This window comes from Thermosynechococcus vestitus BP-1, from assembly GCF_000011345.1.
Lineage (GTDB): Bacteria > Cyanobacteriota > Cyanobacteriia > Thermosynechococcales > Thermosynechococcaceae > Thermosynechococcus > Thermosynechococcus vestitus.
Genome location: NC_004113.1, coordinates 132,147 through 153,927, shown reverse-complemented (window position 1 = coordinate 153,927; position 21,781 = coordinate 132,147). Strand labels below are relative to the sequence as shown.

22 protein-coding genes, 1 tRNA gene, 1 pseudogene and 1 riboswitch are annotated in these 21,781 nt (G+C 53.8%); of the genes and pseudogenes, 16 read left to right on the top strand and 8 right to left on the bottom strand.

Going from position 1 to position 21,781, the window contains the following annotated elements:
- Positions 1-30: 30 nt before the first annotated feature.
- A tRNA-Ser gene (locus tag TLL_RS00865) sits at positions 31-115 on the bottom strand.
- A 36-nt stretch (positions 116-151) separates the two neighbouring features.
- Here TLL_RS00865 and TLL_RS00860 point away from each other — a divergent pair.
- Together TLL_RS00860 and TLL_RS00855 are read left to right on the top strand one after the other, a co-directional pair.
- Positions 152-766, top strand: coding sequence for a cobalt-precorrin-8X methylmutase (locus TLL_RS00860; RefSeq protein ID WP_011056028.1), 615 nt, complete (start codon positions 152-154; stop codon positions 764-766).
- Positions 763-2,010 carry a bifunctional cobalt-precorrin-7 (C(5))-methyltransferase/cobalt-precorrin-6B (C(15))-methyltransferase gene (locus TLL_RS00855; RefSeq protein WP_011056027.1) on the top strand — a complete coding sequence of 416 codons (1,248 nt, stop codon included), beginning with the start codon at positions 763-765 and terminating at the stop codon, positions 2,008-2,010. The genes TLL_RS00860 and TLL_RS00855 overlap by 4 nt, the downstream gene beginning before the upstream one ends.
- On the opposite strand, the gene TLL_RS00850 is transcribed toward TLL_RS00855, so the two are convergent.
- Positions 2,001-2,669 (bottom strand): pentapeptide repeat-containing protein, encoded by a 669-nt coding sequence (locus tag TLL_RS00850; RefSeq protein ID WP_011056026.1) that lies wholly within the window; start codon positions 2,667-2,669, stop codon positions 2,001-2,003. The two genes, TLL_RS00855 and TLL_RS00850, sit on opposite strands and share 10 nt — an antisense overlap.
- A gap of 97 nt (positions 2,670-2,766) precedes the next feature.
- Between TLL_RS00850 and TLL_RS00845 the strand changes: the two genes are divergently transcribed.
- The 6 genes from TLL_RS00845 (at position 2,767) to TLL_RS00820 (ending at position 6,697) form a co-directional block, all read left to right on the top strand.
- Complete coding sequence (locus TLL_RS00845) at positions 2,767-4,296, top strand: SagB/ThcOx family dehydrogenase (RefSeq protein ID WP_011056025.1); 1,530 nt, start codon at positions 2,767-2,769, stop codon at positions 4,294-4,296.
- Entirely contained in the window at positions 4,293-4,739 is a 447-nt protein-coding gene (locus TLL_RS00840) for an Rrf2 family transcriptional regulator (protein WP_011056024.1), read from the top strand. Before TLL_RS00845 ends, TLL_RS00840 begins: the two co-directional genes overlap by 4 nt.
- A gap of 43 nt (positions 4,740-4,782) precedes the next feature.
- Positions 4,783-5,187, top strand: coding sequence for an FHA domain-containing protein (locus TLL_RS00835; protein ID WP_011056023.1), 405 nt, complete (start codon positions 4,783-4,785; stop codon positions 5,185-5,187).
- Between the two features lie 117 nt (positions 5,188-5,304).
- Positions 5,305-5,640, top strand: coding sequence for a 50S ribosomal protein L21 (gene rplU / locus TLL_RS00830; protein WP_011056022.1), 336 nt, complete (start codon positions 5,305-5,307; stop codon positions 5,638-5,640).
- A gap of 1 nt (position 5,641) precedes the next feature.
- The gene (rpmA, locus tag TLL_RS00825; RefSeq protein ID WP_011056021.1) at positions 5,642-5,902 is read left to right on the top strand and encodes a 50S ribosomal protein L27; all 261 of its coding nucleotides are present in this window, start codon (positions 5,642-5,644) and stop codon (positions 5,900-5,902) included.
- Positions 5,903-6,101: 199 nt separating this feature from the next.
- A riboswitch (Glutamine riboswitch) is annotated at positions 6,102-6,214 on the top strand.
- A gap of 39 nt (positions 6,215-6,253) precedes the next feature.
- Positions 6,254-6,697, top strand: a complete 444-nt coding sequence (locus tag TLL_RS00820) for a DUF4278 domain-containing protein (protein ID WP_011056020.1) — start codon at positions 6,254-6,256, stop codon at positions 6,695-6,697.
- A gap of 83 nt (positions 6,698-6,780) precedes the next feature.
- Here the strand turns inward: TLL_RS00820 and TLL_RS00815 are convergent, their stop codons facing one another.
- On the bottom strand, positions 6,781-8,115 hold the full coding sequence (locus TLL_RS00815) for an alkaline phosphatase PhoX (protein ID WP_011056019.1): 1,335 nt from the start codon (positions 8,113-8,115) through the stop codon (positions 6,781-6,783).
- A 145-nt stretch (positions 8,116-8,260) separates the two neighbouring features.
- On the opposite strand from TLL_RS00815, the gene TLL_RS00810 reads away from it, so the two are divergent.
- The 3 genes from TLL_RS00810 (at position 8,261) to TLL_RS00800 (ending at position 10,335) form a co-directional block, all read left to right on the top strand.
- Positions 8,261-8,521: a ParB N-terminal domain-containing protein gene (locus tag TLL_RS00810; protein WP_011056018.1), complete on the top strand. Its 261-nt coding sequence runs from the start codon at positions 8,261-8,263 to the stop codon at positions 8,519-8,521.
- A 63-nt stretch (positions 8,522-8,584) separates the two neighbouring features.
- On the top strand, positions 8,585-9,757 hold the full coding sequence (locus TLL_RS00805; protein WP_011056017.1) for an ABC transporter ATP-binding protein: 1,173 nt from the start codon (positions 8,585-8,587) through the stop codon (positions 9,755-9,757).
- Entirely contained in the window at positions 9,754-10,335 is a 582-nt protein-coding gene (locus tag TLL_RS00800; protein ID WP_011056016.1) for a helix-turn-helix domain-containing protein, read from the top strand. Before TLL_RS00805 ends, TLL_RS00800 begins: the two co-directional genes overlap by 4 nt.
- Here TLL_RS00800 and TLL_RS00795 read toward each other — a convergent pair.
- A complete protein-coding gene (locus TLL_RS00795; RefSeq protein WP_011056015.1) occupies positions 10,217-10,624 on the bottom strand; it encodes a (2Fe-2S) ferredoxin domain-containing protein in 408 nt (135 codons plus the stop codon). The two genes, TLL_RS00800 and TLL_RS00795, sit on opposite strands and share 119 nt — an antisense overlap.
- 12 nt (positions 10,625-10,636) lie before the next feature.
- Positions 10,637-11,428 (bottom strand): proteasome-type protease, encoded by a 792-nt coding sequence (locus TLL_RS00790; protein ID WP_164920648.1) that lies wholly within the window; start codon positions 11,426-11,428, stop codon positions 10,637-10,639.
- Between the two features lie 146 nt (positions 11,429-11,574).
- Between TLL_RS00790 and TLL_RS00785 the strand changes: the two genes are divergently transcribed.
- Positions 11,575-13,188, top strand: a complete 1,614-nt coding sequence (locus TLL_RS00785; protein WP_011056013.1) for a cation:proton antiporter — start codon at positions 11,575-11,577, stop codon at positions 13,186-13,188.
- The gene (locus TLL_RS00780; RefSeq protein WP_164920647.1) at positions 13,185-13,484 is read left to right on the top strand and encodes a fluoride efflux transporter FluC; all 300 of its coding nucleotides are present in this window, start codon (positions 13,185-13,187) and stop codon (positions 13,482-13,484) included. Before TLL_RS00785 ends, TLL_RS00780 begins: the two co-directional genes overlap by 4 nt.
- Here the strand turns inward: TLL_RS00780 and tnpA are convergent.
- Positions 13,447-13,794, bottom strand: a complete 348-nt coding sequence (gene tnpA / locus TLL_RS00775) for an IS200/IS605 family transposase (protein ID WP_011056012.1) — start codon at positions 13,792-13,794, stop codon at positions 13,447-13,449. The two genes, TLL_RS00780 and tnpA, sit on opposite strands and share 38 nt — an antisense overlap.
- Positions 13,795-13,845: 51 nt before the next feature.
- Here tnpA and TLL_RS13415 point away from each other — a divergent pair.
- The 3 genes and pseudogenes from TLL_RS13415 (at position 13,846) to TLL_RS00760 (ending at position 18,161) form a co-directional block, all read left to right on the top strand.
- Positions 13,846-15,024: pseudogene (locus tag TLL_RS13415) on the top strand (RNA-guided endonuclease InsQ/TnpB family protein).
- Between the two features lie 221 nt (positions 15,025-15,245).
- Positions 15,246-15,677 (top strand): universal stress protein, encoded by a 432-nt coding sequence (locus TLL_RS00765; RefSeq protein WP_164920646.1) that lies wholly within the window; start codon positions 15,246-15,248, stop codon positions 15,675-15,677.
- A gap of 3 nt (positions 15,678-15,680) precedes the next feature.
- The gene (locus tag TLL_RS00760) at positions 15,681-18,161 is read left to right on the top strand and encodes an HAD-IC family P-type ATPase (RefSeq protein ID WP_011056008.1); all 2,481 of its coding nucleotides are present in this window, start codon (positions 15,681-15,683) and stop codon (positions 18,159-18,161) included.
- Here TLL_RS00760 and TLL_RS00755 read toward each other — a convergent pair.
- Together TLL_RS00755 and gpmI are read right to left on the bottom strand one after the other, a co-directional pair.
- Entirely contained in the window at positions 18,154-19,974 is a 1,821-nt protein-coding gene (locus TLL_RS00755) for an ABC transporter ATP-binding protein (protein ID WP_011056007.1), read from the bottom strand. The genes TLL_RS00760 and TLL_RS00755 overlap by 8 nt on opposite strands.
- A gap of 70 nt (positions 19,975-20,044) precedes the next feature.
- A complete protein-coding gene (gene gpmI, locus TLL_RS00750; RefSeq protein WP_011056006.1) occupies positions 20,045-21,640 on the bottom strand; it encodes a 2,3-bisphosphoglycerate-independent phosphoglycerate mutase in 1,596 nt (531 codons plus the stop codon).
- Positions 21,641-21,781 lie beyond the last annotated feature (141 nt).

Below are 21,781 nucleotides of genomic sequence, written 5' to 3'. Positions count from 1 at the left end.
CCCCCTCCAGTGGCAATATAACAATTAAGACGGAGAGAGAGGGATTCGAACCCTCGGTGAGTTGCCCCACACAGCATTTCCAGTGCTGCGCCTTCGACCACTCGGCCATCTCTCCAAGTTTAGGCAGTTCTACTATTTTATCAGAAGTCCTGTGTCTCTGCTGCATCCAATTGCCCAAGCGAGTTTTGCCATCATCGATCGCGAGATCGGGCCTCATCCTTTTGACCCCCCTAGCTATTCGATTTTGCGGCGGATTATCCACAGCACAGCCGATTTTGAGTTTAAGAACCTCCTGGAGATTTCCCCGGGGGCGATCGCCCACCTCACCCAAGCCCTGCGCTCAGGTGTGCCGATTATCACGGATGTGGCCATGGTCAGTGTTGGCATTCAAACGATGGTCAGCCGCACCTTCCAAAACCCAATCATCACCGCCCTTGACCATGGCAGCCCCACCGCCCCTGGTCAAACCCGCAGCGCCGCAGGGATGCTCCGCGCTTGGCAACAGTGGCCCCACGGTCTTTTTGTCATTGGCAATGCGCCAACGGCGCTCCTGGCCCTGTGCGATCGCCTGCAACAAACCCCTGTGCCGCCCGCAGGCGTTATTGGCGTCCCCGTTGGCTTTGTCAATGTCGTGGAGTCAAAAGCTGCCCTTGCCCAACTACCCGTGCCCCAAATTCGTATTGCCGGTCGCAAGGGGGGATCGCCTGTGGCAGCGGCGATTGTCAATGCCCTACTGGAGTTGGCCTATAGCGAGGAGCCAGCGTGACTCCGATTCATGTGGTGGGCATTGGCTTGGACGGTCTCCCAGGGTTGGCAGCCGCGGTGCAGCAGATTATTGATTCAGCCACCCTTTTGGTGGGGAGCGATCGCCATCTGCAATTGATTCCCCAAGGGGACACTCCCCGCCTCTCCCTAGGGAACTTTAATGCCAGTCTCAAGGCGATTCAAACGCACTTGGACACCACAGCCAACCCCCAAGTGGTCATTCTCACCAGTGGTGATCCGCTGTTCTATGGATTAGGACGCTGGCTCCTTGAAGTCTTTGCCCCCGATCAGTTAACCTTTCATCCCCACCTGAGTGCAGTGCAATTGGCCTTTAGTCGCCTCAAGCTCCCTTGGCAGGATGCGGTGATCTACAGTGCCCATGGGCGGGATCTAGCGGGACTGGTGCCCCTGTTGCAGCGGGGGGTGGAGAAAATTGCCATCTACACCGATGGCGAGGCCAATATTGCTGCCATTAGCCGTCTATACCAAGCATTGCACATACCTGTAACCTATCGGGCGTGGGTTTGTCAGGCCCTTGGGAGTGCAGAGGAAGCCATTCTGCCCTGGGACTTAGCCCAACCGGTGACGGCGCTGCCGCCAGTCCATCCCTTGAATTTGGTGGTGCTCCTGCGTCAACCCCAGCGCCTACCCCCTAGGGAACAGCCCATTGTTGGCTTAGGGGATGATCAGTTTTTCACCTTTGCAGATCGCCCTAGCCTGATGACAAAGCGGGAAGTGCGGGTACTGGTTTTGGCGGAACTGGCCCTCACCAGCACTGTAGAAATCGTTTGGGATATTGGTGCTGGCACCGGCAGTGTAGCCGTGGAAATCGCCCGCCTTGCCCCCCAAGCCACTATCTATGCGATCGAGAAAACTGCGATTGGCTTTCAACTGATTGAGCGCAACCGCAGGGCTTTTGGTTTGGCCAACCTCATCCCCCTCCAAGGGACAGCGCCGCAGTGCCTCAGGGATTTACCGCCACCGGATCGGGTGTTTATTGGCGGCAGTGGTGCTCAGTTACTGGCCAATCTCGACTATTGTTGGTCCCACTTGAACGCTGGCGGCCGGCTAGTGCTGGCGATCGCTACCCTCGAACACCAAGGTCAAGTTCTCCACTGGTGTCAGACCCATCAAATCAACCCACAAGTGCTACAGGTGCAACTCAGCCGTTCGGTTCCCCTGGGTCAAGGCCACCGCCTCCACCCCCTTAATCCGGTCACCCTAATGACCTTGACTCAGGGATAGAAATAGCCATCGGGGTAAATAGTGGTGCGATCGCACACTGCAGCGGAGAGATCAACACCCGTTGCCCGGAAAAAATTACAACGCTGCACCTGAGCCTCTGTTAAATCTGCCCGTTCTAAATTGGCCTGTTGCAGGTTTGCCCCTTGGAGGTTCGCTTGGCGCAAATTGGCATAGCGCAGATCTGCCCCCTGAAGATTGGCATCCCGTAGGTTCGCCCGTTCCAAGTTGGCCGTGCGTAGATTTGCCCGTACAAGGCTAGCCCCCTCCAGATCCGCTGCCGCAAGGTTGGCTTGGTACAACTGCGCATCTCCCAACTCACTGTGGCGCAAATTAGCAGCCGTTGCCTGAATTCGATTCAACTGGCAATAGGGCAAGTAGGCATTCTCCTCCGCTGCCGCAAGGTTGGCTTGGTACAACTGCGCATCTCCCAACTCACTGTGGCGCAAATTAGCAGCCGTTGCCTGAATTCGATTCAACTGGCAATAGGGCAAGTAGGCATTCTCCAGGGTACTCTCGCTAAAATCGGCATCACTGAGGTTGGTGTCAAAGAGGCTCAAACCCATTAGATCACTGCCGCGAAAATTCCGTTCTCCTGCTGCATAGGCTTGGAGTAGCTCCTCCGCGTTGAATTTCGCCATAATGGTAAAAGAGTGTTTCACAATCTTAGGTATTTCTACTTAGGCTCTTTTGACTGTAGGGGAATTCATTGAAAAGTTCACATTACTTAATGGTTTCTTAACTTGGTGAGGCACCACCATGGGGTTTCAACAACTTTCTTTGGCACAGCATTACCACGAACGCACCAAGTACGCCCCTGAGACCTTAGCCCAACAAGCTGCCCCCCTGGATTGGAGCCGTCAACCGAGTCCCTACAAAACCTATCCCCTCGGCTCCGTCTTTTCCCTGAAGTCGTTCCTAGAGCCAGGGAAGGGGGCGGCTCACCCCTACTGGCAGCGGCTCTCCCGCTTGTTGTACTGCACCTATGGCATTACTGGGGTGGTTCCCTATCCCGATCAGCCCTTTTATATGCGGGCAGCGCCCTCTGCTGGGGGGCTGTATCCAGCGGAAATTTATGTTCTCACGCGCAACGATACCGCCATTCCCGCTGGCATTTATAACTACCAAGTAAAAGATCATGCCCTTGTGCAGGTGTGGCAAAGCTATTGTTGGTCGGCCCTAGAGGCGGCTTGTCTTTGGCATCCAGCCCTAGAAAGGACGCACATTGCTCTGGTGGTAACCGCTGTCTTCTACCGTTCCGCTTGGCGTTATGGCGATCGCGCCTATCGCCGCATTTGTCTCGACATTGGGCACCTCTTGGGGAATGTGGAACTGGCCGCCAACATCCATGATTTTCGTGCCCACTTGATTGGTGGTTTTGTGGATGCCCAGATGAATGAACTCCTTTACCTTGATCCAGAGCAGGAGGGGGTCTTGGCGGTGGTTGCCCTGGCCAATTTGCTGGAAGTGGGCGAAAACTTATCCACCTTCCCCGCTGTGTTACCCTCTGCCACCTGCTATGACTATGGGGCGATCGCCAGTGGCGAGTTGCTCAGAGCCTGCCATGGTGCCAGTGCCCTCACCAGTAGTGACATGATCTACGGCATGCAGACAGCCAGCCCCAGTGCCAAGGAGCCTCCCGCACCTCCTGCGAGTAAGTACAAATTTCCCTTTGGGCTGCGGGTCAGTCTCAGCAAAACCATCATTCACTGGGAAACCCATCTAGCCGCTCTGCAGCAAACCCTTCTCCAGCGGCGCTCCACCCGTCAGTACAGTGGCCAAGCGATTGAGATGGATCAATTGGCGGCGCTGCTCACCTTTGCCTACCATCCCCAAGACTACCGCGATCAAGGCCTAGACGAATGCCCCAGTTTCTTTGACCCGACCCTGGTGGAAACCTTTATTGCCGTGACGCGGGTCAGGGAGCTTGAGGAGGGCTGCTACTACTACGCTGTCGCTGAGCACGAACTCCGCCAGATTCGCTTCAAAAACTTTCAGGAACAGTTGCATTTTCTCTGTCTCAATCAAGACCTCGGTCGCGATGCCGCAGTGGTGATTTTCCATACTGCTAATCTGGAGCGGGCGATCGCCCGCTATGGCGACCGCGCCTATCGCTACCTGCACATGGATGCCGGCCACCTCGGCCAGCGACTGAACTTAGCCGCTACCGCTTTGGGGCTAGGGGTGAGTGGTATCGGCGGCTTCTTTGATGATCAGGTCAACGATCTCCTTGGCATTCCCCCGGAAGAAGCCGTTCTCTACATCACCACTGTGGGTAAAGCCGCATGACCCTCACCACCCGTGGCCACTACAGTATCAAGGCTTTGTTGGACTTGAGTTTGTTGCCCAACTATGGGCCCGCCTCGGTGCGGGCCATTGCTGAGCGGCAAAAGATTCCTGCCCCCTATCTAGAAAAACTCTTGATTGAATTGCGGCGTGCCGGCTTGGTGCGATCGCTCCGAGGTGTCTATGGCGGCTATCAACTCGCCCGTCCCCCAGCGACCATTTCCCTGCGGGATATCCTTACTGCCGTTGGTGAATCGCCAACCCCCCTGTTTTTACACCCCCCCCAACCGACAGATGGCACCGCCGATTGGGTAACCTTGAGTCTTTGGCAACGACTCCACCAAAAACTTCAGGAGGCCTTGGCCAGTATTTCCCTTGAGGATTTATACTTTGATGCCCGCAGTTGGCAAGCGGCCCAAGGGGATGGGGCAACATTTGTCATCTAGGCGATCTAGGCTAAGGGCATCCCGTTAAGAGGGGAGACCAAGGATGCCAACGCCAACCTATCCCAAAGCATCACTGATCATTCGCGAACGCGGTTTGCCGAAACGGGAAGTCCTTCTCAGTCCCGATCGCCAGTGGACCATTGGCCGCCAACTAGACTGCAGTATTCGTCTCACAGATGCCTATGTCTCGCGGTTGCATGCTGTGATCAACGCCTTTCTCTTTAGGGGGCAACCCCTCTACTTCATTAGGGATGCCCACAGCCGCAATGGCACATTCCTGAATGGCTTCCCCCTTCAGCACAGCACTCTGCTGCACCATGAAGATGTCATTGGTGTGGGCACGACCCTCCTTGTTTTTTACTATCCAGACATGTTTAGGGAGATCTCCCTCGATGAGTGCCCCGAATTGACCAAAGGTTCAACAGACAGTCTGCCGTGGCGCAGCTAGGGTTTGACAGCCACAGGGGATAAATTTTATGATGAAAAATTGTTGAGTTTGCACGGAACAGGTTTTCCAAGAGGCGCGCATCCCCTCACCTGCACGGCAAGGAGTTTTTTAATTTCTATGGCATACGCAATCATTGAGACCGGTGGCAAGCAACTGCGCGTTGAACCCGGGCGCTTTTACGATGTGGAGCGGCTCCCCATTGAGCCGGAGGGCACCATTGATCTAGAACAGGTGTTGCTGGTGCAAACCGATAGCCAAGTCCACGTGGGTCAACCCTACGTCAGTGGTGCAGTTGTCTCTGGTACGGTGATGGAGCATCGGCGCGGGCCGAAGGTAATTGTCTATAAAATGCGGCCGAAAAAGAAAACCCGCAGGAAAAAAGGCCACCGTCAAGAACTCACCCGCATCATGATCAATGAGATTCGTCTCAATGGTGAATCCCTAGGAGGTTAACATGGCACACAAGAAAGGAACAGGGAGTACCCGCAACGGTCGCGACTCAAATGCCCAGCGTTTGGGTGTCAAGCGCTTTGGTGGTGAAGTGGTAAAGGCCGGTTACATTCTGGTGCGGCAACGGGGAACAAAATTCCACCCCGGCGTGAATGTGGCTCGTGGTGGTGATGACACCCTTTTTGCAACGATCGCCGGCGTCGTTACCTTTGAGCGCTATGGCAAAAATCGCAAGCGTGTGAGTGTCTATCCCCTAGAGGGTTAAAACCACCCTTCAATAAAGGTTCAAAAATCAACGTTCAACAATGATGCCATTGGGTCAATCCTTGGGATTGGCCTTTTTTGTTGTCTTTTTGTTGTCTCAGACACTCACATCCCTAGGGGAGTTGTGGCCTGAGTATTGTAAATTTCTATGAATAGCTTGCTTTAAGATCGAGAAATTGTTAAATTAGATACAGAAATAAATCGTTCATCCCTCGTAGGACCTCAGTAAACGCTTTTCAGACCGAGTTGAAGTGTCAGCGTTGTTCCTTTGCGAGGGACGGAAGTAGGGAAATAAATCCCGAAGGAACGCGCCTCAATTCATCCACCTTGTAATCAAAATGGGGCGAAAGCTATGACAACTCTGACTTATCGCGGCGTTCAATACAACTACGTTCCTCCAGCGATCAATACCCAAGCAACCGACGTAGTGGCCAAATATCGCGGCAGCACCTATCGGGTCTCTCCTGCAATGCAGCCAACGGAAGAATCCTTGAAAGTCATGACCTACCGTGGCGTCAAGTATCAAAAAGGTAAACCGCCAGCAGGGGTTCCCGCCGCTCGCTTGGCTGACCCGGTGGCCTCTGTGCCGCCGATGGCAACCGTCAATGAAATGGCTCGCTCCTTGGCGATGGCCCACCACGAGATGATTAAAAGCCGTGAACAAACCCTCCTGGCGCGGATGGCGACAGCGATTGGTCTGCCGGTGAGTGCAGCCCACTACTGGCAACAAATTCAGGGCAAAGTGAATCCCGCTTTGGCGGCCAGCTACAATCGCTCCTATGTGGCCCTGAGCTAAGGCAGAAATGACCCTGGGTTGAAGCCTTGGGTGACGAGGAAAATCAGGAGGGAGCCAGGTCATCCTTGGCTCCCTTTTAGGCCTTAGCCCCGCCGATCCCAGGGTCCCCAAATCGCAGAGGTCATCCCCGGATGGTAGAGATTGACAAACATGGTTTGGCCATCCGGTGAGAAGCAAATCCCCGCCAATTCTTGATCATTGAGGGCATTGCGGGCAAAGGTGTATATCTCTCCTTGGGGGGTGATACCCACCAGATGATTGACTGCATCGTGGCCATCTTCACAGCAGATCAGGTCTCCCCAAGGAGCCATCGTCAAGTTATCGGGATAATCCAGAACTGCTTTACCGGGGGACTCCACAAACAGCTCAATGGTGCCACCATCTGCTGAGGTCCCACCAGGGCGATATCGCCAGATTTGGCCTAGCCGCTTGTTACCACCACTGGTGGCTGTAAAGTAAAATTGGCCATTGTGGTAGCAAAGCCCTTCACTGCGGACAAATTGGGCTGCCCCTTTGTCATGGCCCTCATAGCGCACTGTGTCTAGGGGGGGGTCAGGCTCTGTGATATCCACCCATTCCACCTCAAAGGGCTGGCGGAGGGGAAAATCCTGACCCGTGTTGATTTTCGGGTAGCGTTTGATTTTCAATGCTTGCAGTTGGCCGCCAGCGGCAAGGTTGGTGGGTTCCTTAGGAATAAAGCGGTAAAAGAGACTATCGCCGCGATCCTCCGTTTGATAGATGATATTTGTTTTCGGGTCGATGGCGATCGCCTCATGTTGAAAACGCCCCATTGCCTTCAGGGGAACTGGCGTCACAGGTCCTTGGGCACGGATGGGCACTTCAAAGTTATAGCCGTGGCGTTTTTGCACTAGGCCTCGGTTGGCGGGATGTTCAGGGGTGGCAACCGTTTCTTCGCAGCTAATCCAACTGCCCCAGAGGGTTTTGCCACCGCCGCAATTGCGCAAGGTTCCTGCCAAAGAAACGTAATGCTTGAGGAGCTGCCGCTCTTTACTGACAACGAGTGTCGTGGTGCCGCCGGGGGCGAGGGGGTCATACATTTTTTCCTTGGGAGCCACTACTCCCTGAAAGGTGCGGGGTAGCCCCGGATACATCTCATGATTACGGATAAGGATGGTTGTGCCATCGGGGCCGGGGAAGGCGGCCATGCCATCATGGAGCGTGGGCACGGGGGTACCATCACTGAGGCGATCGCCCAGCTTTGAGAAAACCCGATATTGGAAGCCTGCTGGTAAATCCAATAGGCCATTGGGATCTTTTACTAGGGGGCCAAAGCCCCGACCCCTCACAGATTGGCCGCGGGCAGCTCGTTGATACAAAAGCTGCAGCCCTTGGGGAAGCAGGGCTGCCCCCATACCAGCAGCCGCAAGGGTAAGGAAGCGACGACGTTGCAAACCCATAAAAAAACCATCTCAACTGCACCACCAACGGCTAAAAGCCGACCTCTATCGTCTTACTGCAAAATTAAGAAGTTATTCAAGGGCCTTTTGTTGCCGGAAGGCGATGGATTGCTAAAATAAACTCATAACGAGTTTGGATAAGCCAATGCGAGTTTTGGATTTGCCTCTCAATGCCATTCGTCGTCCGCTGGTTCGGCAAACAGATCCGGCAAAAGTTGCAGCGCTGATGGCCTCCATTGCTGAAATTGGCCAGCAGGAACCCATTGATGTTCTTGAGGTCGAAGGGCACTACTATGGCTTTTCGGGGTGTCATCGCTATGAAGCCTGCCAACGTCTGGGACTGCCCACCATCCGGGCACGGGTTCGCCGGGCGCCGCGCTCGGTACTGAATTTGCACCTTGCCTAGGCGTCTTGTCAGATCAGCCGCAGTGTGGGATTCTAGCCAATTAGCCCCCCTAGGACAGCGATCGTGACCGGTGTACGCCTTGAACAACTGACCAAGGTCTATCGCGACCCTCAACGCGGGAATGATGTCACGGTTTTGCAAGGGATTGATCTGAGGGTCGGTGACGGCGAGTTTTTGGTCCTAGTGGGGCCTTCGGGGTGTGGCAAGAGTACTTTGCTGCGGCTCATTGCCGGTTTAGACGAACCAACCACGGGCAGGATTTGGGTGGGCGATCGCCTGGTCAATGGTTTACCCCCCAAAGCGCGAGACATTGCCATGGTTTTTCAAAGCTATGCCCTCTATCCCCATCTCACGGTTTATGACAACTTGGCCTTTGGTTTGCGCCGCAACTCACAGATGAAGGGGGTGTTACCCGCTCCCATTGAAGCCACTTTAACGCGCTGGACGCGATCGCTCCCCAAGGGGATGCAACTTTCTTTTCGCCGCGAACGCATGATTCACCAGCGGGTGATGCAGATTGCGCAGATGTTGCAAATCAGTCACTTGCTCTATCGCTATCCCAAACAACTCTCCGGTGGTCAGAAACAGCGGGTTGCCCTCGGACGAGCCATGGCCCGCAATCCCCAAGTCTTTTTGATGGATGAACCCCTTTCTAACTTAGATGCCAAGCTGCGCACCGAGACCCGCACCCAAATTGTTCAACTTCAGCAGCAATTGGGCATCACAACCATTTATGTAACCCATGACCAAACGGAAGCGATGACCATGGGCGATCGCATTGTGGTCCTGCACCAAGGCCAAATTCAACAAATTGCCACGCCCCTTGACCTCTATCAACGCCCTGCCAATCGCTTTGTGGCTGAGTTTATTGGCTCACCGCCGATGAATTTTTTAGCAGTGACCCTCAACCCAGGGAAGATTCAGTACGCCGGTTGGCAGTTGTCCCTGAGCCAGCCCTTGCCCTTGGTATCCAAGGCATGGTTGGGGATTCGTCCAGAACATTTCCTGCTGGCCACTGCTGAGGAGAGCGAGACACTGGCAGTTCAGGTGGACCTGGTGGAAGCCCTAGGCCATGAAACGGGCTTGACGGTTCACCTCACGGCCACCGGAGAAACGTTGCGGGTGCGCTTGCCGGGGCAACAGCCCATTCGGCGGGGCGATCGCCTGTATTTGCGCCCTGATCCGCAGCATCTCCACTTTTTTGACGATCACACGGGGCAGCGACTAGAACCATGAGCCAGCGTCTGCAAGAGCGCCTCCTCAGGGTCGGCATTACCCGCAAGAGTCAACTGCGCCGCAAAGGATTTACCCGACAGCAAGCCAATGCCATTTGGTTAGGGGACCTGCACCGACTGCGCCTTGAAACCCTCGAACACCTTGCCCAAGTTCTAGGGCTGACTCCCTTGGAGTTATTGCAGTGGCTCTATGGTGAATCCACTGCTGAGGCAGCGCTGCAACACCAAGCCCTACAAATCCTGGAACCGTTTCTGCGCTTCTGGCCCACTGCCGCCTATGCCGCTCACCAAAACCCCACCGCCCCCGCCCAGCGAATTTTGCCCCTTGTGAAGCCAGTGTTTCAACTCTTAGAGCAGTGGGGGGTTAGGTTGATTGGTGAAGTTGGCGCCTGTGTTCCCTTTGATCCGCGCCAGCACCAGAGCGATCGCGCGCCCTTAGAGGCAGGAACACCGGTGCGTATTACCCATGCGGGCTATTGGTGGGGCGATCGCCTGCTCTTTCGGGCAATGGTGACGCCAGTAGATACTCCTGAACAATCTGCCCCGCCAGCACATGCTCCTGAATCACGCGCTCAATAACTGCCGGTGTTGCCGAGTGATACCACACGCCATCGGGATAGACCACTAAAATCGGTCCCTGTTGGCACACCCGCAGGCAATTGGCCTTGGTGCGAAAAATACAGCCCTCTGGGCGCGGTTGATCTAAGCCGAGTTCCTTGAGGCGCTTTTTCAAATACTCCCATGCTTCTAAACCCACTGCCTTGTCACAGCACAGGGGTTTGGTTTGATCAGCACACAGGAAGAGATGCCGCTGAATGTGACCAATGCCAAGGGCTGCGACTTGCTGCGCTAAGGAAGGAGATGTCATCGTTGGCCTTTCCTATTCTGCAACAGGGATTTTTGCTGTTGGCAGGACCATTGAGGAGGTGGGGCAAGGCTGGCTCCGATTCCATTCAATCTCGGGCATTTCCTCAAATACGCGCCGCAGGGAGGCCTCCCAAAACTGCCGCACCTTCGCCAAAAAAGGATCACCCAAGACAAATTCAGCGCGGTGACAGATCTCAAAGCTATCGGTGCGGTACAGGATCAGGTCCAGGGGAGGGCCAACGGAGATATTGGATTTCATGGTTGAATCAAGGGAGAGGAGGGCATACTTTGCCGCCGCATCTACGGGCGTATCGAAGCGCAACGTGCGGTCTAAAATCGGCTTGCCATATTTGGTTTCACCAATCTGGAGAAACGGAGTTTCGGGGGTCGCCTGCAGAAAATTACCCTGACTGTAGATCAAGTACAGGTAGGGTTCCTCGCCACGAATTTGCCCCCCCACGAGAAATGTGCATTGGTAGTCAATGTTATCTTTAGCTAACCAAGAGCGATGACTCTCACTGACCTGCCGCAGCTTATGACCGACATAGCGGGCGACCTCGTACATATTGGGCAGCGTGTTGAGACTGTGCTCCAACTGCGCCTTGAGATCACGGCGAATCAGTGTCAGGACTTCCTGAGTAATGGAAAGGTTACCAGCGGTGCAAATGACAATCACCCGCTCCCCCGGCACCGAAAAATCAAAGAGCTTCTGATAGGTGGAGATATAGTCTACTCCCGCATTGGTGCGAGAGTCTGCCGCCATCACCAGACCCGACGTGGTGAGAATTCCCAAGCAATATGTCATCTTGCCTCTGCTGCACCGATACCTAAGCACTATAGAGCATATAAGAGCATATAGGAGATTTGCGGCGATCGCGAGGGACGCTGCGCATTGGCAATCATTTAGTTATCCGATAGGGTAAGTTGGGTGTCACAGCGAGGTTTGCAGGGATGGCAGCTATTTTAGAAACCCTTGCCCTTATCCTCCTGCTGGGATTCTTTGCTGGTCAATTGGCGCGGCGACTGGGGGCACCGGCCTTGATCGGCATGATGCTTGCCGGAATTCTCCTCGGCCCTGCGGCCTTGAATCTGTTGGACACCGACATCCTGAGGGCAGCCCCCACCTTGCGTGCCGTTGCGGTGATGGTGATTTTGATGAAGGCGGGGCTGGGCTTGGATCGCCAGAAGTTGGTCCAGCAGGGTACGGTGGCTCTCCGCCTTGGAGTATTACCGGCATTGTGTGAAATGGCAGTTGTGGCAGGGATGGCCATTCTCTTACTGGGATTTGATTTGCGACAGGGGCTACTGTTGGGGGCGATCGTGGCACCGGAGTCCCCTGCGGTGATTGTGCCGGGGATGCTCCGCCTAAAAAGTTTGGGCTGGGGCGTGGACAAGGGGATTAGTGATGCCATTCTCTCAGGCAGTGCCATTTCCGATGTCGTGGTGCTGCTGCTTTTCAGTTTACTCATGGGGGCTGACCAGGGCAGGGGATTCCTGGGTGACTTGCCGCCCGCTATCGCAGTGGGTGTGCAGGCACTCCTTGAAATTGGGGGTGGCTTGATTGTGGGCTATGGCTTGGCATGGGCGCTGGTTTTTGTGTTGGTCAAGCAAAACTGGAGTCAAAATCGGGTGCAAACAACCCTCGTGGCAGCAGCAGTGGCTTTGGGGGCGGTGGGCTTGGCCGATCGCCTGCCCCTGTTTTCCGGCTACGTTGCGGTCATGAGTGCGGGCTTCTTTTTGATTGAGATGGATGCGCCCCTAGGGCGGCAATTACGGGTGGGGTTTGATGGGCTGTGGCAGGTGGCAGAGATTTTTCTTTTTGTGCTGTTGGGGGCAAGTGTCCAGTTAGGGGTGTTGCAACGTTCCCTCGGTGTGGGTTTAGTGATTTTAGCAGGGGGTACCTTCATTGGGCGGGGCATTGGCTGGTATCTTTCCACCCTTGGCAGTGATTGGACACGCTCAGAACGCCTCTTTTTGTTGCCGGGGAATTCAGCAAAGGCAACTGTCCAAGCGGCGATTGGTGCTTTGCCTTTGTCTGCTGGGGTGCCTGGGGCTGAAACGATGCTAGCGATCGCGGTTCTCTCGATCTTGATTACGGCTCCCATTGGCGCATGGGCAATTCCCACGTTTGCGCCAAAGCTCCTGCAAAAGGGCGAGGTGGATCCCACCAAAGTCCTGCTGCAACCACGGGTTGTGCTCTTAGCACCAGTGGATGTCTCCAGTGTCACCCCCTATGTTCTCCAAAAGGCGGCGGAATTAGCGCGGCGTGCCGATGCGGAAGTGATCGTGCTCCATGTGCAGGACATACCTGATCCTCAGGCAGTGGCCACCCTCAAAGCCCAAATGAAGCAGTACCTTGCCGATATTCGCTATCGTTTTATTCTCACTGCTGGTCCCATTACCGAAGCCATTTTGGAGACCGCCACCCTATACAATGTGACTGAAATTATCCTTGGTAAGCATGGTCAAAAGGGTCTCAAGCGTGTGCTTATGGGGTCTGTGTGTCAGAGTATTCTTGAGGCCTCAACTCGACCGGTGTTGATTGTGGAGGAGCCGCGCTTGTGACGCCAGTTCATCCTCGGTTGCGCCCCGCCCTGGCCGTTAGTCTTGGAGCCATTGCCGGTGCCCTGAGTCGCTTCTTACTAGAGGCTTATTGGGAACCCTATCTTGGGGGTCATGTGCCCTTTGCTACCTTGATCGTGAATGTCAGTGGCTGCTTTTTGCTGGGGGTGATTGCCCCCCTTGCCTATGCCCGCACGTTTGTAGTGCACCCCGATTTGCGCTTGCTATTGACCAATGAAATGGGATACAAGCCCCATCCTTTTAGGACGGCTTTTTTTGATTTCTCATGTATTCCTTAAGCACCTCTAACGGTGCTCCTCCAACAGATGCCGCAAAATAACTAGGGCTCCAAAGTGATTCTTCATGTGGTTTTGGTAGTGCAGCTTTTCCATATCCACGACTAGATACGCCTTTAAGCGCATTTACAATCTGGGAAAGAGAAAGTTTGGGAGGATACTCGATTAGCGCATGGACATAGTCTTCTTCGCCGTTAAATTCAAGAATCTGGAAATCCATCTTCTTGGCGACTTCTCGAAACCATTTCTCGATCAGCTCTAATCCCTCAGCGTCCGTAACGCTGTGTCTCCCTTTACGAAGATGACTTGACATTGCTTGTAGACCAACCTATAATCTATCCACAGACCAATTATAGCACGATCAATGAAAGCTAGATATAGGTATCGTTTCTATCCCACAGACCAACAACGACAACGCCTAGCTCAGTTGTTTGGGTGTGTCCGTGTGGTGTGGAACGATGCACTGGAAATATGCAAGAAATCTGATAAATTACCAAAAACTAGTGAATTGCAAAAGCTGGTAATTACCCAAGGGAAGAAAACACCAGAGCGGCAATGGTTGTCTGATGTTTCTAATGTCCCGTTACAGCAGTCCGTTGCCGATTTAGGAGTTGCCTATAAAAACTTCTTCGATTCAATTAAAGGTCGGCGAAAAGGCAAGAAGATCAACCCTCCTAGATTTAAAAAGAAGACAGAAAGACAATCCGCCAGATTTACTACCTATGGATTTTCAATTAAAGGCGAAGAAGTTTATCTGGCGAAGATTGGTAATGTTAGACCAATTTGATCAAGACAGCTTCCTTCTAAACCAAGCTCAGTTACGGTGATTAAAGATACTGCAAATCGATATTTTCTCAGTTTTGTGGTCGAGATCGATCCAGTTGATCAACCTGCAAGTAATCCTTCTATCGGCATTGATTTGGGAATTAAAGCGTTTGCTACTTTAAGTACGGGCGAAAAGATTGATGGCCCTGATTATTCCAAGTTAGACAAAAAGATCAGGCGAAAACAACGCAAACTGGCCCGTCAAGTTAAAGGAAGCCAACGGCGGGAGAAAACAAGACTGCAAATCGCTAAGCTTCATAGTCGGATTTCAGACATTCGCAGGGATTTTTTGCATAAATTGTCTAGCCGCGTGGTTATCGAGAACCAAGTGATCACGCTGGAAGACTTGAATGTCTCTGGAATGGTGAAGAACCGCAAACTCGCTAGAGCAATTAGCTTGCAAGGTTGGCGAGAATTCAGGGTTTTAGTTGAGGCTAAGTGCACGAAACTAAACCGTGAGTTTATTGTTATCGACCGATGGGAGCCAACCAGTCAGACTTGCTCAACATGCGGTTTTAAATGGGGCAAAATCGATCTATCCGTTCGCTCTGTCGTATGTCTAAATTGTGGTACAGAGCACGATAGAGACGAAAATGCCGCAAGAAATATAGAGAAAGTCGGGATAGGGCATTGCCACGACTATAAATGGACGCAGAGGGAGAGTAAGACTACTTCGGTAGCATCACCCAGTGAAGCGTCAAGAATCATCGCACTTTAGGGCGGTGAGTATGTCAATCTCCCCAAGACGAGCAACTGGGTTCTCCTGTTCAAGAGGCAAAAGATGAGGTGTTTTGCCTTTCCCCAGGGTGGAGAAGCGAAAAGTGTGAGACTGGTTGCTCCCCACAAAAATTAGTCCCATTAGGGGTATCTTCGCCGTCGTCCATTCGCCTCTTGCCCTTCTGTGGCAGACTAGGAGATTGCAAGTACAGAGTCACAGGCATGTTCAAAACAATTTTAGTTGCCCTCGATACCAGTGAGTTATCGGCACGGGTGATGGCGGCGGTGGCACAGTTAAACTTAGACCCAGATGCCCAAGTGATTCTCACTCATGTGATTTCACCGGTGGAGTCGGGGTTTGGGGTCAGCGCTGATCGCCCCTCCTTGCATCCCCAAATGGGAACCTACCGCAGTATTGAGCAGCATTTACAACAGTTTCAACGCCAGCTTCCCTGTGATTCAGAGATTGAAATTGTTAACGGTGACCCCGTAGAGGAAATTGTACGCCTTGCAAATATCTACCGTGCGGACTTAATTGTGCTGGGCAGTCGCGGCCTCACCGGCGTGGAGCGCGTGGTTCAGGGCTCCGTCAGTAGTGCCGTCCTTGCCGATGCCCCCTGTTCGGTATTGGTGGTGAAGCCAGTGGAAACCTGAAACATGACAACCCCATTAATCGGTCTTACTGCAGCGGAAGTAGCGGAGCGGCAAGCCAGAGGCCGCATTAACCGTCAAGTGAGTGAAAGCAATCGCACCTATGGCGAGATTTTGCGGGAAAACCTCTTCACGTTTATCAATGGGGTTTTTGCTTTTATTAGTGTCATCTTGATCTTTTTGGGTCGCCCAGGGGACGTGGTGGCGATCGTCGTTGTCGTGTTTCTCAATGCCATCATCAGTATCATTCAAGAAATTCGCGCCAAACGCCAACTGGATGCCATTAGCCTTTTAAGCCGACCCCGTGTCAAGGTGCTGCGCGATCGCCAACAGGTGATTATTGATCCCGCGGAAGTCGTAGAAGGGGATATTCTGCTTTTGGCCCCTGGGGATCAAATTGTTGCTGATGGTAGGGTGGTGGGCGATGGACAGATCCAAGTAGATGAGTCATTACTCACAGGGGAGTCGGATCTGATTCCCAAGCAGGCGGGCGATCGCCTCTATTCCGGCAGCTTTTGTGTGCGCGGTGCCGCCGCCTATGTTGCTGAACAGGTGGGGGAAGAGAGCACTGCCCATCAACTGACTGCTGCCGCCAAAACGCACCACCATAAACTCACACCCCTGCAGCAGGAAATTAACCTGATTATCCGCGTGATTCTTGCTCTGGCGGTTTTCCTGTGGCTATTGGTTCTATTCTCGCTATTGGTGCGCCTGACCACTCTCCAAATGAGTGTGCAAACCGCAGCCGTAGTTGCCGGCCTTGTCCCCGTGGGCCTGTACCTTACGATTACCCTCACCTATGCCCTGGGGGCGCTGCGCATTTCCCGTGCCAATGTCTTGGTGCAGCAGGTCAATGCCATTGAGTCCCTCAGTGGGGTGGATATTCTCTGCCTTGACAAAACGGGAACCCTAACGGCCAATGCCCTTGAACTCCACAGCTGGTACCCTCTCAGCGAACCGAAGGAGCAAACGGCGGCCACCCTAGGGAAGTTTGCAGCCAGTGTCAGCAGTCCCAACCGTACCATTGTTGCCCTAGCGGCGGCTTTTGCGGGAACTCCCCAACCCATACGCCTGGAAATTCCCTTTTCCTCCGGCTACAAGTGGAGTGCAGTCGCCTGGCACGACTCAGAAACGTTTATTTTGGGGGCACCGGATGTCCTCTTCAAGAGTGACGACCTCCCCCCTGAGGTGGTTGAGTTGCTCCAGCGAGGGCGGCAGCAGGGATTGCGGGTGCTCCTCTTTGCCCGCAGTGCCAGTGATCCCACTTGGGATGAACGGCAGGAGACTCCTCTGTTGCCCTCAGGGTTGGAACCCTTGGCAGTGATTTGGGTGGGCGATCGCCTGCGACCCCAATGCCGTGAGGTTCTAGCGCGTTTTCAGCAAGCTGGAATTCAAGTCAAAATTATCTCTGGAGATCACCCAGAAACCGTTGTTGCCCTTGGCAAGCAAGTTGGCCTCGATGGGGGGGCGATCGCCATCTCCGGAGCAGAACTAGCTGCTATGGATGATCCCAGCTTTGATCAAATGGCTGAGAAAGCCACGGTTTTTGGTCGCATTACACCAGAGCAAAAGGCTAAACTAGTCACTCGCTTGCGTGCCCTCGGGCATCAGGTAGCAATGATTGGTGATGGTGTGAATGATGTCCTATCCCTGAAGCAAGCGAATGTGGGAATTGCTATGGAAAGTGGCAGTGCCATTACCCGCAATGTGGCTGATATTGTGCTGCTTGCGGATTCCTTTGCCGCCTTACCAGAAGCCTTTCGCGAAGGGCAGCGCATCTACAACGGTATTCAGGATGTCAGCAAGCTCTTTTTGGTACGGGTCTTTAGCTTTAGTTTGCTGTGCCTTGTCACTGTTATGACAGGGCGCGCCTTTCCGCTGCTGATTAAGCACAATAGCCTGCTCACGCTGTGGGGAGTGGGTTTACCCACACTGGCGGTGGCTTTTTGGGCAGTGCCGGGGCCGCGTCCCCATCGCTCCTTGATTCGTTCATTGCTGCACTTTGTTATCCCCGCTACCCTAAGCCTCGCGCTGTTGGCCATTTTCATGTACTTAGGGGTGTTGGCACGGGAACTGACACCCCTTGTGGAATTACTCCAAGGACAGTTTGATCCAACGCTGGTGAAGGATCGCGAGGTGCTCTCGGAATTGGGCCACAGTGTGGCGATCGCTCGCACGGCCTTGGTGACGAGCCTGATGTTGGCCTCCCTTTGTTTAGTGCTTTTCCTAAAGCCTCCCCATCCCGTGTGGGTCGGCGGTGCTCCCTTGGTGGGCAACTGGCGGTATGGTGCGGTTGTAGTTATCCTACTGGCTGGCTTTGTCATCATTAGTACGTCGCCCCCCCTGCGATCGGTGGCGGAACTGGAACCCCTCTCCTGGTCATTGTGGGCACTCATTGTGCTCATCGTCCTATTTTGGGTAATTCTTTTGCGCAGCTTTTGGCGCCATCGGCTCTTGGATCGCTTCTTGGGGGTGAATCTCAGCTAGTTGAAGCAGCGGGGGTGCGATCGCGCTGAATCGAATAGAGATGGGCATACAATCCCCCTTGGGCAAGGAGGGTGTCATGATCGCCCTGCTCTCGGATCGTCCCCTGATCCAGCACCACAATCTGATGGGCATCCCGCACTGTGCTCAGGCGGTGGGCAATGACAATCATTGTGCGAGTACCCGTAATGGCGCGCAGAGCTAGCTGAATTTCCCGCTCTGATTCGTAATCCAAACTTGACGTTGCCTCATCAAAAATCAGCACATCAGGATCCGCCAAGAGGGCACGGGCAATCCCCAACCGCTGCCGCTGTCCCCCCGAAAGCCGCAACCCCCGTTCACCAACAATCGTGCGATAGCCCAAGGGCAACTGATGAACAAATTCATCCACCCGCGCAATGGCACAGGCTTCATAGACGGCGTCGGCACTGACCTCGGGGTTGGCATAGGTCAGGTTATCCCAGAGGGTGCCATTAAAGACATCAACTTCTTGGTGGACAATAGCCAGCCGGCGGCGATAGGCACGGACATCGAGGGTTTGAATATCTTGGCCATCAATGAGAATTTGCCCCTGATCCGGCTGGAAGTAGCGAAAGAGCAGCTTGATGAGGGTGGATTTTCCCGAACCCGATCGCCCCACTAGGGCCACCGTTTGGCAGGGTTCAATGAGTAAATTAATATCCCGCAGAATAGGACGCCCTGGCGTGTAGCTAAACCAAACGTGGTGAAAATCCACCTTGCCAGAAAACTTTAGGCTGGGAATTTCCTGTTGCTCAAGGTCAATGGCATCGCGACCGGGGGGCAATTCCATAAATTCATGGAAGCGTAAAATTGAGGCATAGCGTCGTGCAAACACCTCAGACACCTGCGAGAGGGGTGTAATTTCGGCATAGGCCATACTGGCAAGGGTGTAAATCGTAATAAAGTGGCCAATGGAGACCCGTCCGGCGATGGTCGCTGCCAGGGAAAACCCCAACAAACTAAAAAGGCAAAACTGCACCACCGCTCCCTGCCAAGTGATTAGGTGCATGTAGCCGCGATGGATGCGGTCAATCACCATCTTGAACTCGCGATCCAGCCGCTGCTTCTGGCGAGCTAGTTCACGGGCTTCAGTGGCAAAGGCCTTGACGGTTTTGATATTGGTGATGATCTCTGAGGTGCGGCTTTCCGTGCTTTCGATGTGGCTGTCGAGGATTTCTTCCTTTTGAATAATGCGCCTTAGGGTGCGCAGGGTCAGGACCAAGATGACGGTAAAGGAGATCAACAGCCCCAGGGCGATCGGCCAATCCAACCACCAAACAATCACACCAATCCCGAGAACCCGTACGAGTTTGGGAATGAGTTGACCGGCAATTTCCGGATAGCTCCACGTATGGTTGGAAATTCCTTTACTAACACGGTTGGCAATGCGGCCAGGGTTGTTTTCCTCAAAGAATTCTAGGGGAAGGGTCAGGATTTTCTCGATTGCTTTGCGAGTGTGGTCGCGACGGGCAGCCAAGGCAATCCACCAGTGGAACCATACCCCCAGCCACGGTTGAATCGGGGCACGCACCACCGTGGCCAAAAAAACAATACTGCCGAGAACGGCGAGATGAGCACTAAAGGTATCGCTCCAGCCTGTCCATGTTTGGAGTTGATGGGCGATCGCCACCACTGGCGGGTCAAGGGGTTGTTGGGAGAGGAGGTTGAGGATTTGACCAATGGCATAGGGCACAAGCAAATCCACCAGTTCGCAGACACTGGCGGCAGCAATGCTGGCGATCGCTATCCCCCGATAGGCGCGATAGTAACCCAGAATGGAGCGAAACGAGGCCATAAAAACACGACAAGCACTATCCCCATTTTAAGATTTCTTAAAATTTTGTGCTGTCGCCCTTGAGAAAGCCTTAGATCTTGAGGGAAACAGGGGTGCGATTTAGGCGCATTTCATAGGGTGCACTGACAATTAGCGATCGCCCCGTCATTTCTAGGGGTTGGGGTAGCTCCAGAATTTCAAGAATCGTAGGGGCAATGTCCGCAAGACAGCCATCTTTCCGCAGGATCACATGGCCACCATGGCCAGGAACTTTGCGTTTCTCCCCTTCCACTAAAATAAAGGGAACCGGGTTGGTGGTGTGAGCTGTCCAGGGGTTGCCGTCCTCATCAATCATGTATTCAGCGTTGCCGTGATCTGCGGTGATGAGCAGCGTTCCCCCCACTTTTGTGGCCGCTTCCACCAAGACCCCCACACAGCGATCCACGGTTTCAATGGCTTGAATCGTCGCCGCTAACTTCCCCGTGTGCCCCACCATATCGGAGTTGGCAAAGTTAACGACAACTAGGGCATACTCCTGCTTCTCAATGGCCTTCTTGACCGCTTGGGTTACAGCGAGGGCAGACATGGCTGGGGCTTGATCATAGGTGGTCACCATGGGACTGGGGATGAGAATGCGATCTTCGCCGGGGAAGGGTTCCTCAAGGCCACCGTTGAAGAAGTAAGTGACATGGGCATATTTTTCTGTTTCGGCTGCCCGCAGTTGCTTTAGGCCATGCTCGGCAATGACTTCTCCGAGGATATGGCTAAGATTTTGCGGCGGGAAAGCAACCCCACAGTTAAAGCTAGCGTCGTACTGGGTAAAGGTGACAAAGTCAAGGGGCGTTATCAGCGCCCGTTCAAAACCGCTGAAGTTAGGATCAATAAAGGCTTGGGTCAGCTGGCGGGCGCGATCGGGACGGAAATTAAAGAACACGACGCCATCCCCCGGTTCAACGGCTCCGGCAGCAATCCGTGTGGGCACAATGAATTCATCGCCAATATCCTGGGCATAGGACTGACGGGCCACATCCACTGCCCGCAGGGGTTGAATATGCTCATTGCTGGTCATGACTCGGTAGGCCGCCTCGGTGCGTTCCCAGCGGCGATCGCGATCCATGGCGTAGTAGCGACCACTCACCGTCACAATTCGTCCACAGCCGCTGGTTTTCAGGCGTTGCTCCAATTCCTCAAGAACCCCTGCGGCATCCCGGGGGGGCGTATCGCGACCATCGGTAATGACATGGATACAAGCAGGCAAGCCATGGCGTTTGGCCAGTTCCACCAAGCCGTAGAGATGGTCAATGTGGGAATGGACCCCCCCCGCAGAACACAGACCAATAAAATGCAGCTTACCGTTGCGTTCCTTGACGGTTTGACAGAGCCTCACAAGGACGGGATTGCTAAACAGGCTGCCCTCTTCAACGGCATCGGAAATGCGTACCAACTCCTGGGGAACAATGCGACCAGCACCGATATTTAAGTGCCCCACCTCGGAGTTGCCCATTTGTCCCTTGGGGAGTCCCACCGCCTTCCCAGAGGTGTGAATCAATGTGTGGGGATAGGCTTGCCACAAACTGTCTATGACGGGTGTATAAGCGCTGGCGATCGCATTACCGTAGGTCTCTTCGCGATAACCCCAGCCATCCAAAATCACCAAAACAACGGGCGCAACAGGAGAGGATGCCATGTGAATGCCCTACCTTAACTTCTCTGGGAAATGGTGTAAATTTTACAACCTCGCAAATGATACCATTCTCGACCGCAAGAGACAAATCGGGTCACTACCACTTTAAGTCCCCAGGTTGGATCAATTCTTAGTCAATAAATG

What these genes read in the sequence shown, in the direction of transcription:
- TLL_RS00765 (WP_164920646.1), top strand. Translation starts at nt 15,246, where the DNA reads ATGTTCAAAACAATTTTAGTTGCCCTCGATACCAGTGAGTTATCGGCA.
- TLL_RS00760 (WP_011056008.1), top strand. Translation starts at nt 15,681, where the DNA reads ATGACAACCCCATTAATCGGTCTTACTGCAGCGGAAGTAGCGGAGCGG.
- TLL_RS00790 (WP_164920648.1), bottom strand. Translation starts at nt 11,428, where the DNA reads ATGACATATTGCTTGGGAATTCTCACCACGTCGGGTCTGGTGATGGCG.
- TLL_RS00795 (WP_011056015.1), bottom strand. Translation starts at nt 10,624, where the DNA reads ATGACATCTCCTTCCTTAGCGCAGCAAGTCGCAGCCCTTGGCATTGGT.
- rpmA (WP_011056021.1), top strand. Translation starts at nt 5,642, where the DNA reads ATGGCACACAAGAAAGGAACAGGGAGTACCCGCAACGGTCGCGACTCA.
- TLL_RS00800 (WP_011056016.1), top strand. Translation starts at nt 9,754, where the DNA reads ATGAGCCAGCGTCTGCAAGAGCGCCTCCTCAGGGTCGGCATTACCCGC.
- TLL_RS00785 (WP_011056013.1), top strand. Translation starts at nt 11,575, where the DNA reads ATGGCAGCTATTTTAGAAACCCTTGCCCTTATCCTCCTGCTGGGATTC.
- TLL_RS00840 (WP_011056024.1), top strand. Translation starts at nt 4,293, where the DNA reads ATGACCCTCACCACCCGTGGCCACTACAGTATCAAGGCTTTGTTGGAC.
- gpmI (WP_011056006.1), bottom strand. Translation starts at nt 21,640, where the DNA reads ATGGCATCCTCTCCTGTTGCGCCCGTTGTTTTGGTGATTTTGGATGGC.
- tnpA (WP_011056012.1), bottom strand. Translation starts at nt 13,794, where the DNA reads ATGTCAAGTCATCTTCGTAAAGGGAGACACAGCGTTACGGACGCTGAG.
- TLL_RS00845 (WP_011056025.1), top strand. Translation starts at nt 2,767, where the DNA reads ATGGGGTTTCAACAACTTTCTTTGGCACAGCATTACCACGAACGCACC.
- TLL_RS00820 (WP_011056020.1), top strand. Translation starts at nt 6,254, where the DNA reads ATGACAACTCTGACTTATCGCGGCGTTCAATACAACTACGTTCCTCCA.
- TLL_RS00835 (WP_011056023.1), top strand. Translation starts at nt 4,783, where the DNA reads ATGCCAACGCCAACCTATCCCAAAGCATCACTGATCATTCGCGAACGC.
- TLL_RS00815 (WP_011056019.1), bottom strand. Translation starts at nt 8,115, where the DNA reads ATGGGTTTGCAACGTCGTCGCTTCCTTACCCTTGCGGCTGCTGGTATG.
- TLL_RS00810 (WP_011056018.1), top strand. Translation starts at nt 8,261, where the DNA reads ATGCGAGTTTTGGATTTGCCTCTCAATGCCATTCGTCGTCCGCTGGTT.
- TLL_RS00755 (WP_011056007.1), bottom strand. Translation starts at nt 19,974, where the DNA reads ATGGCCTCGTTTCGCTCCATTCTGGGTTACTATCGCGCCTATCGGGGG.
- rplU (WP_011056022.1), top strand. Translation starts at nt 5,305, where the DNA reads ATGGCATACGCAATCATTGAGACCGGTGGCAAGCAACTGCGCGTTGAA.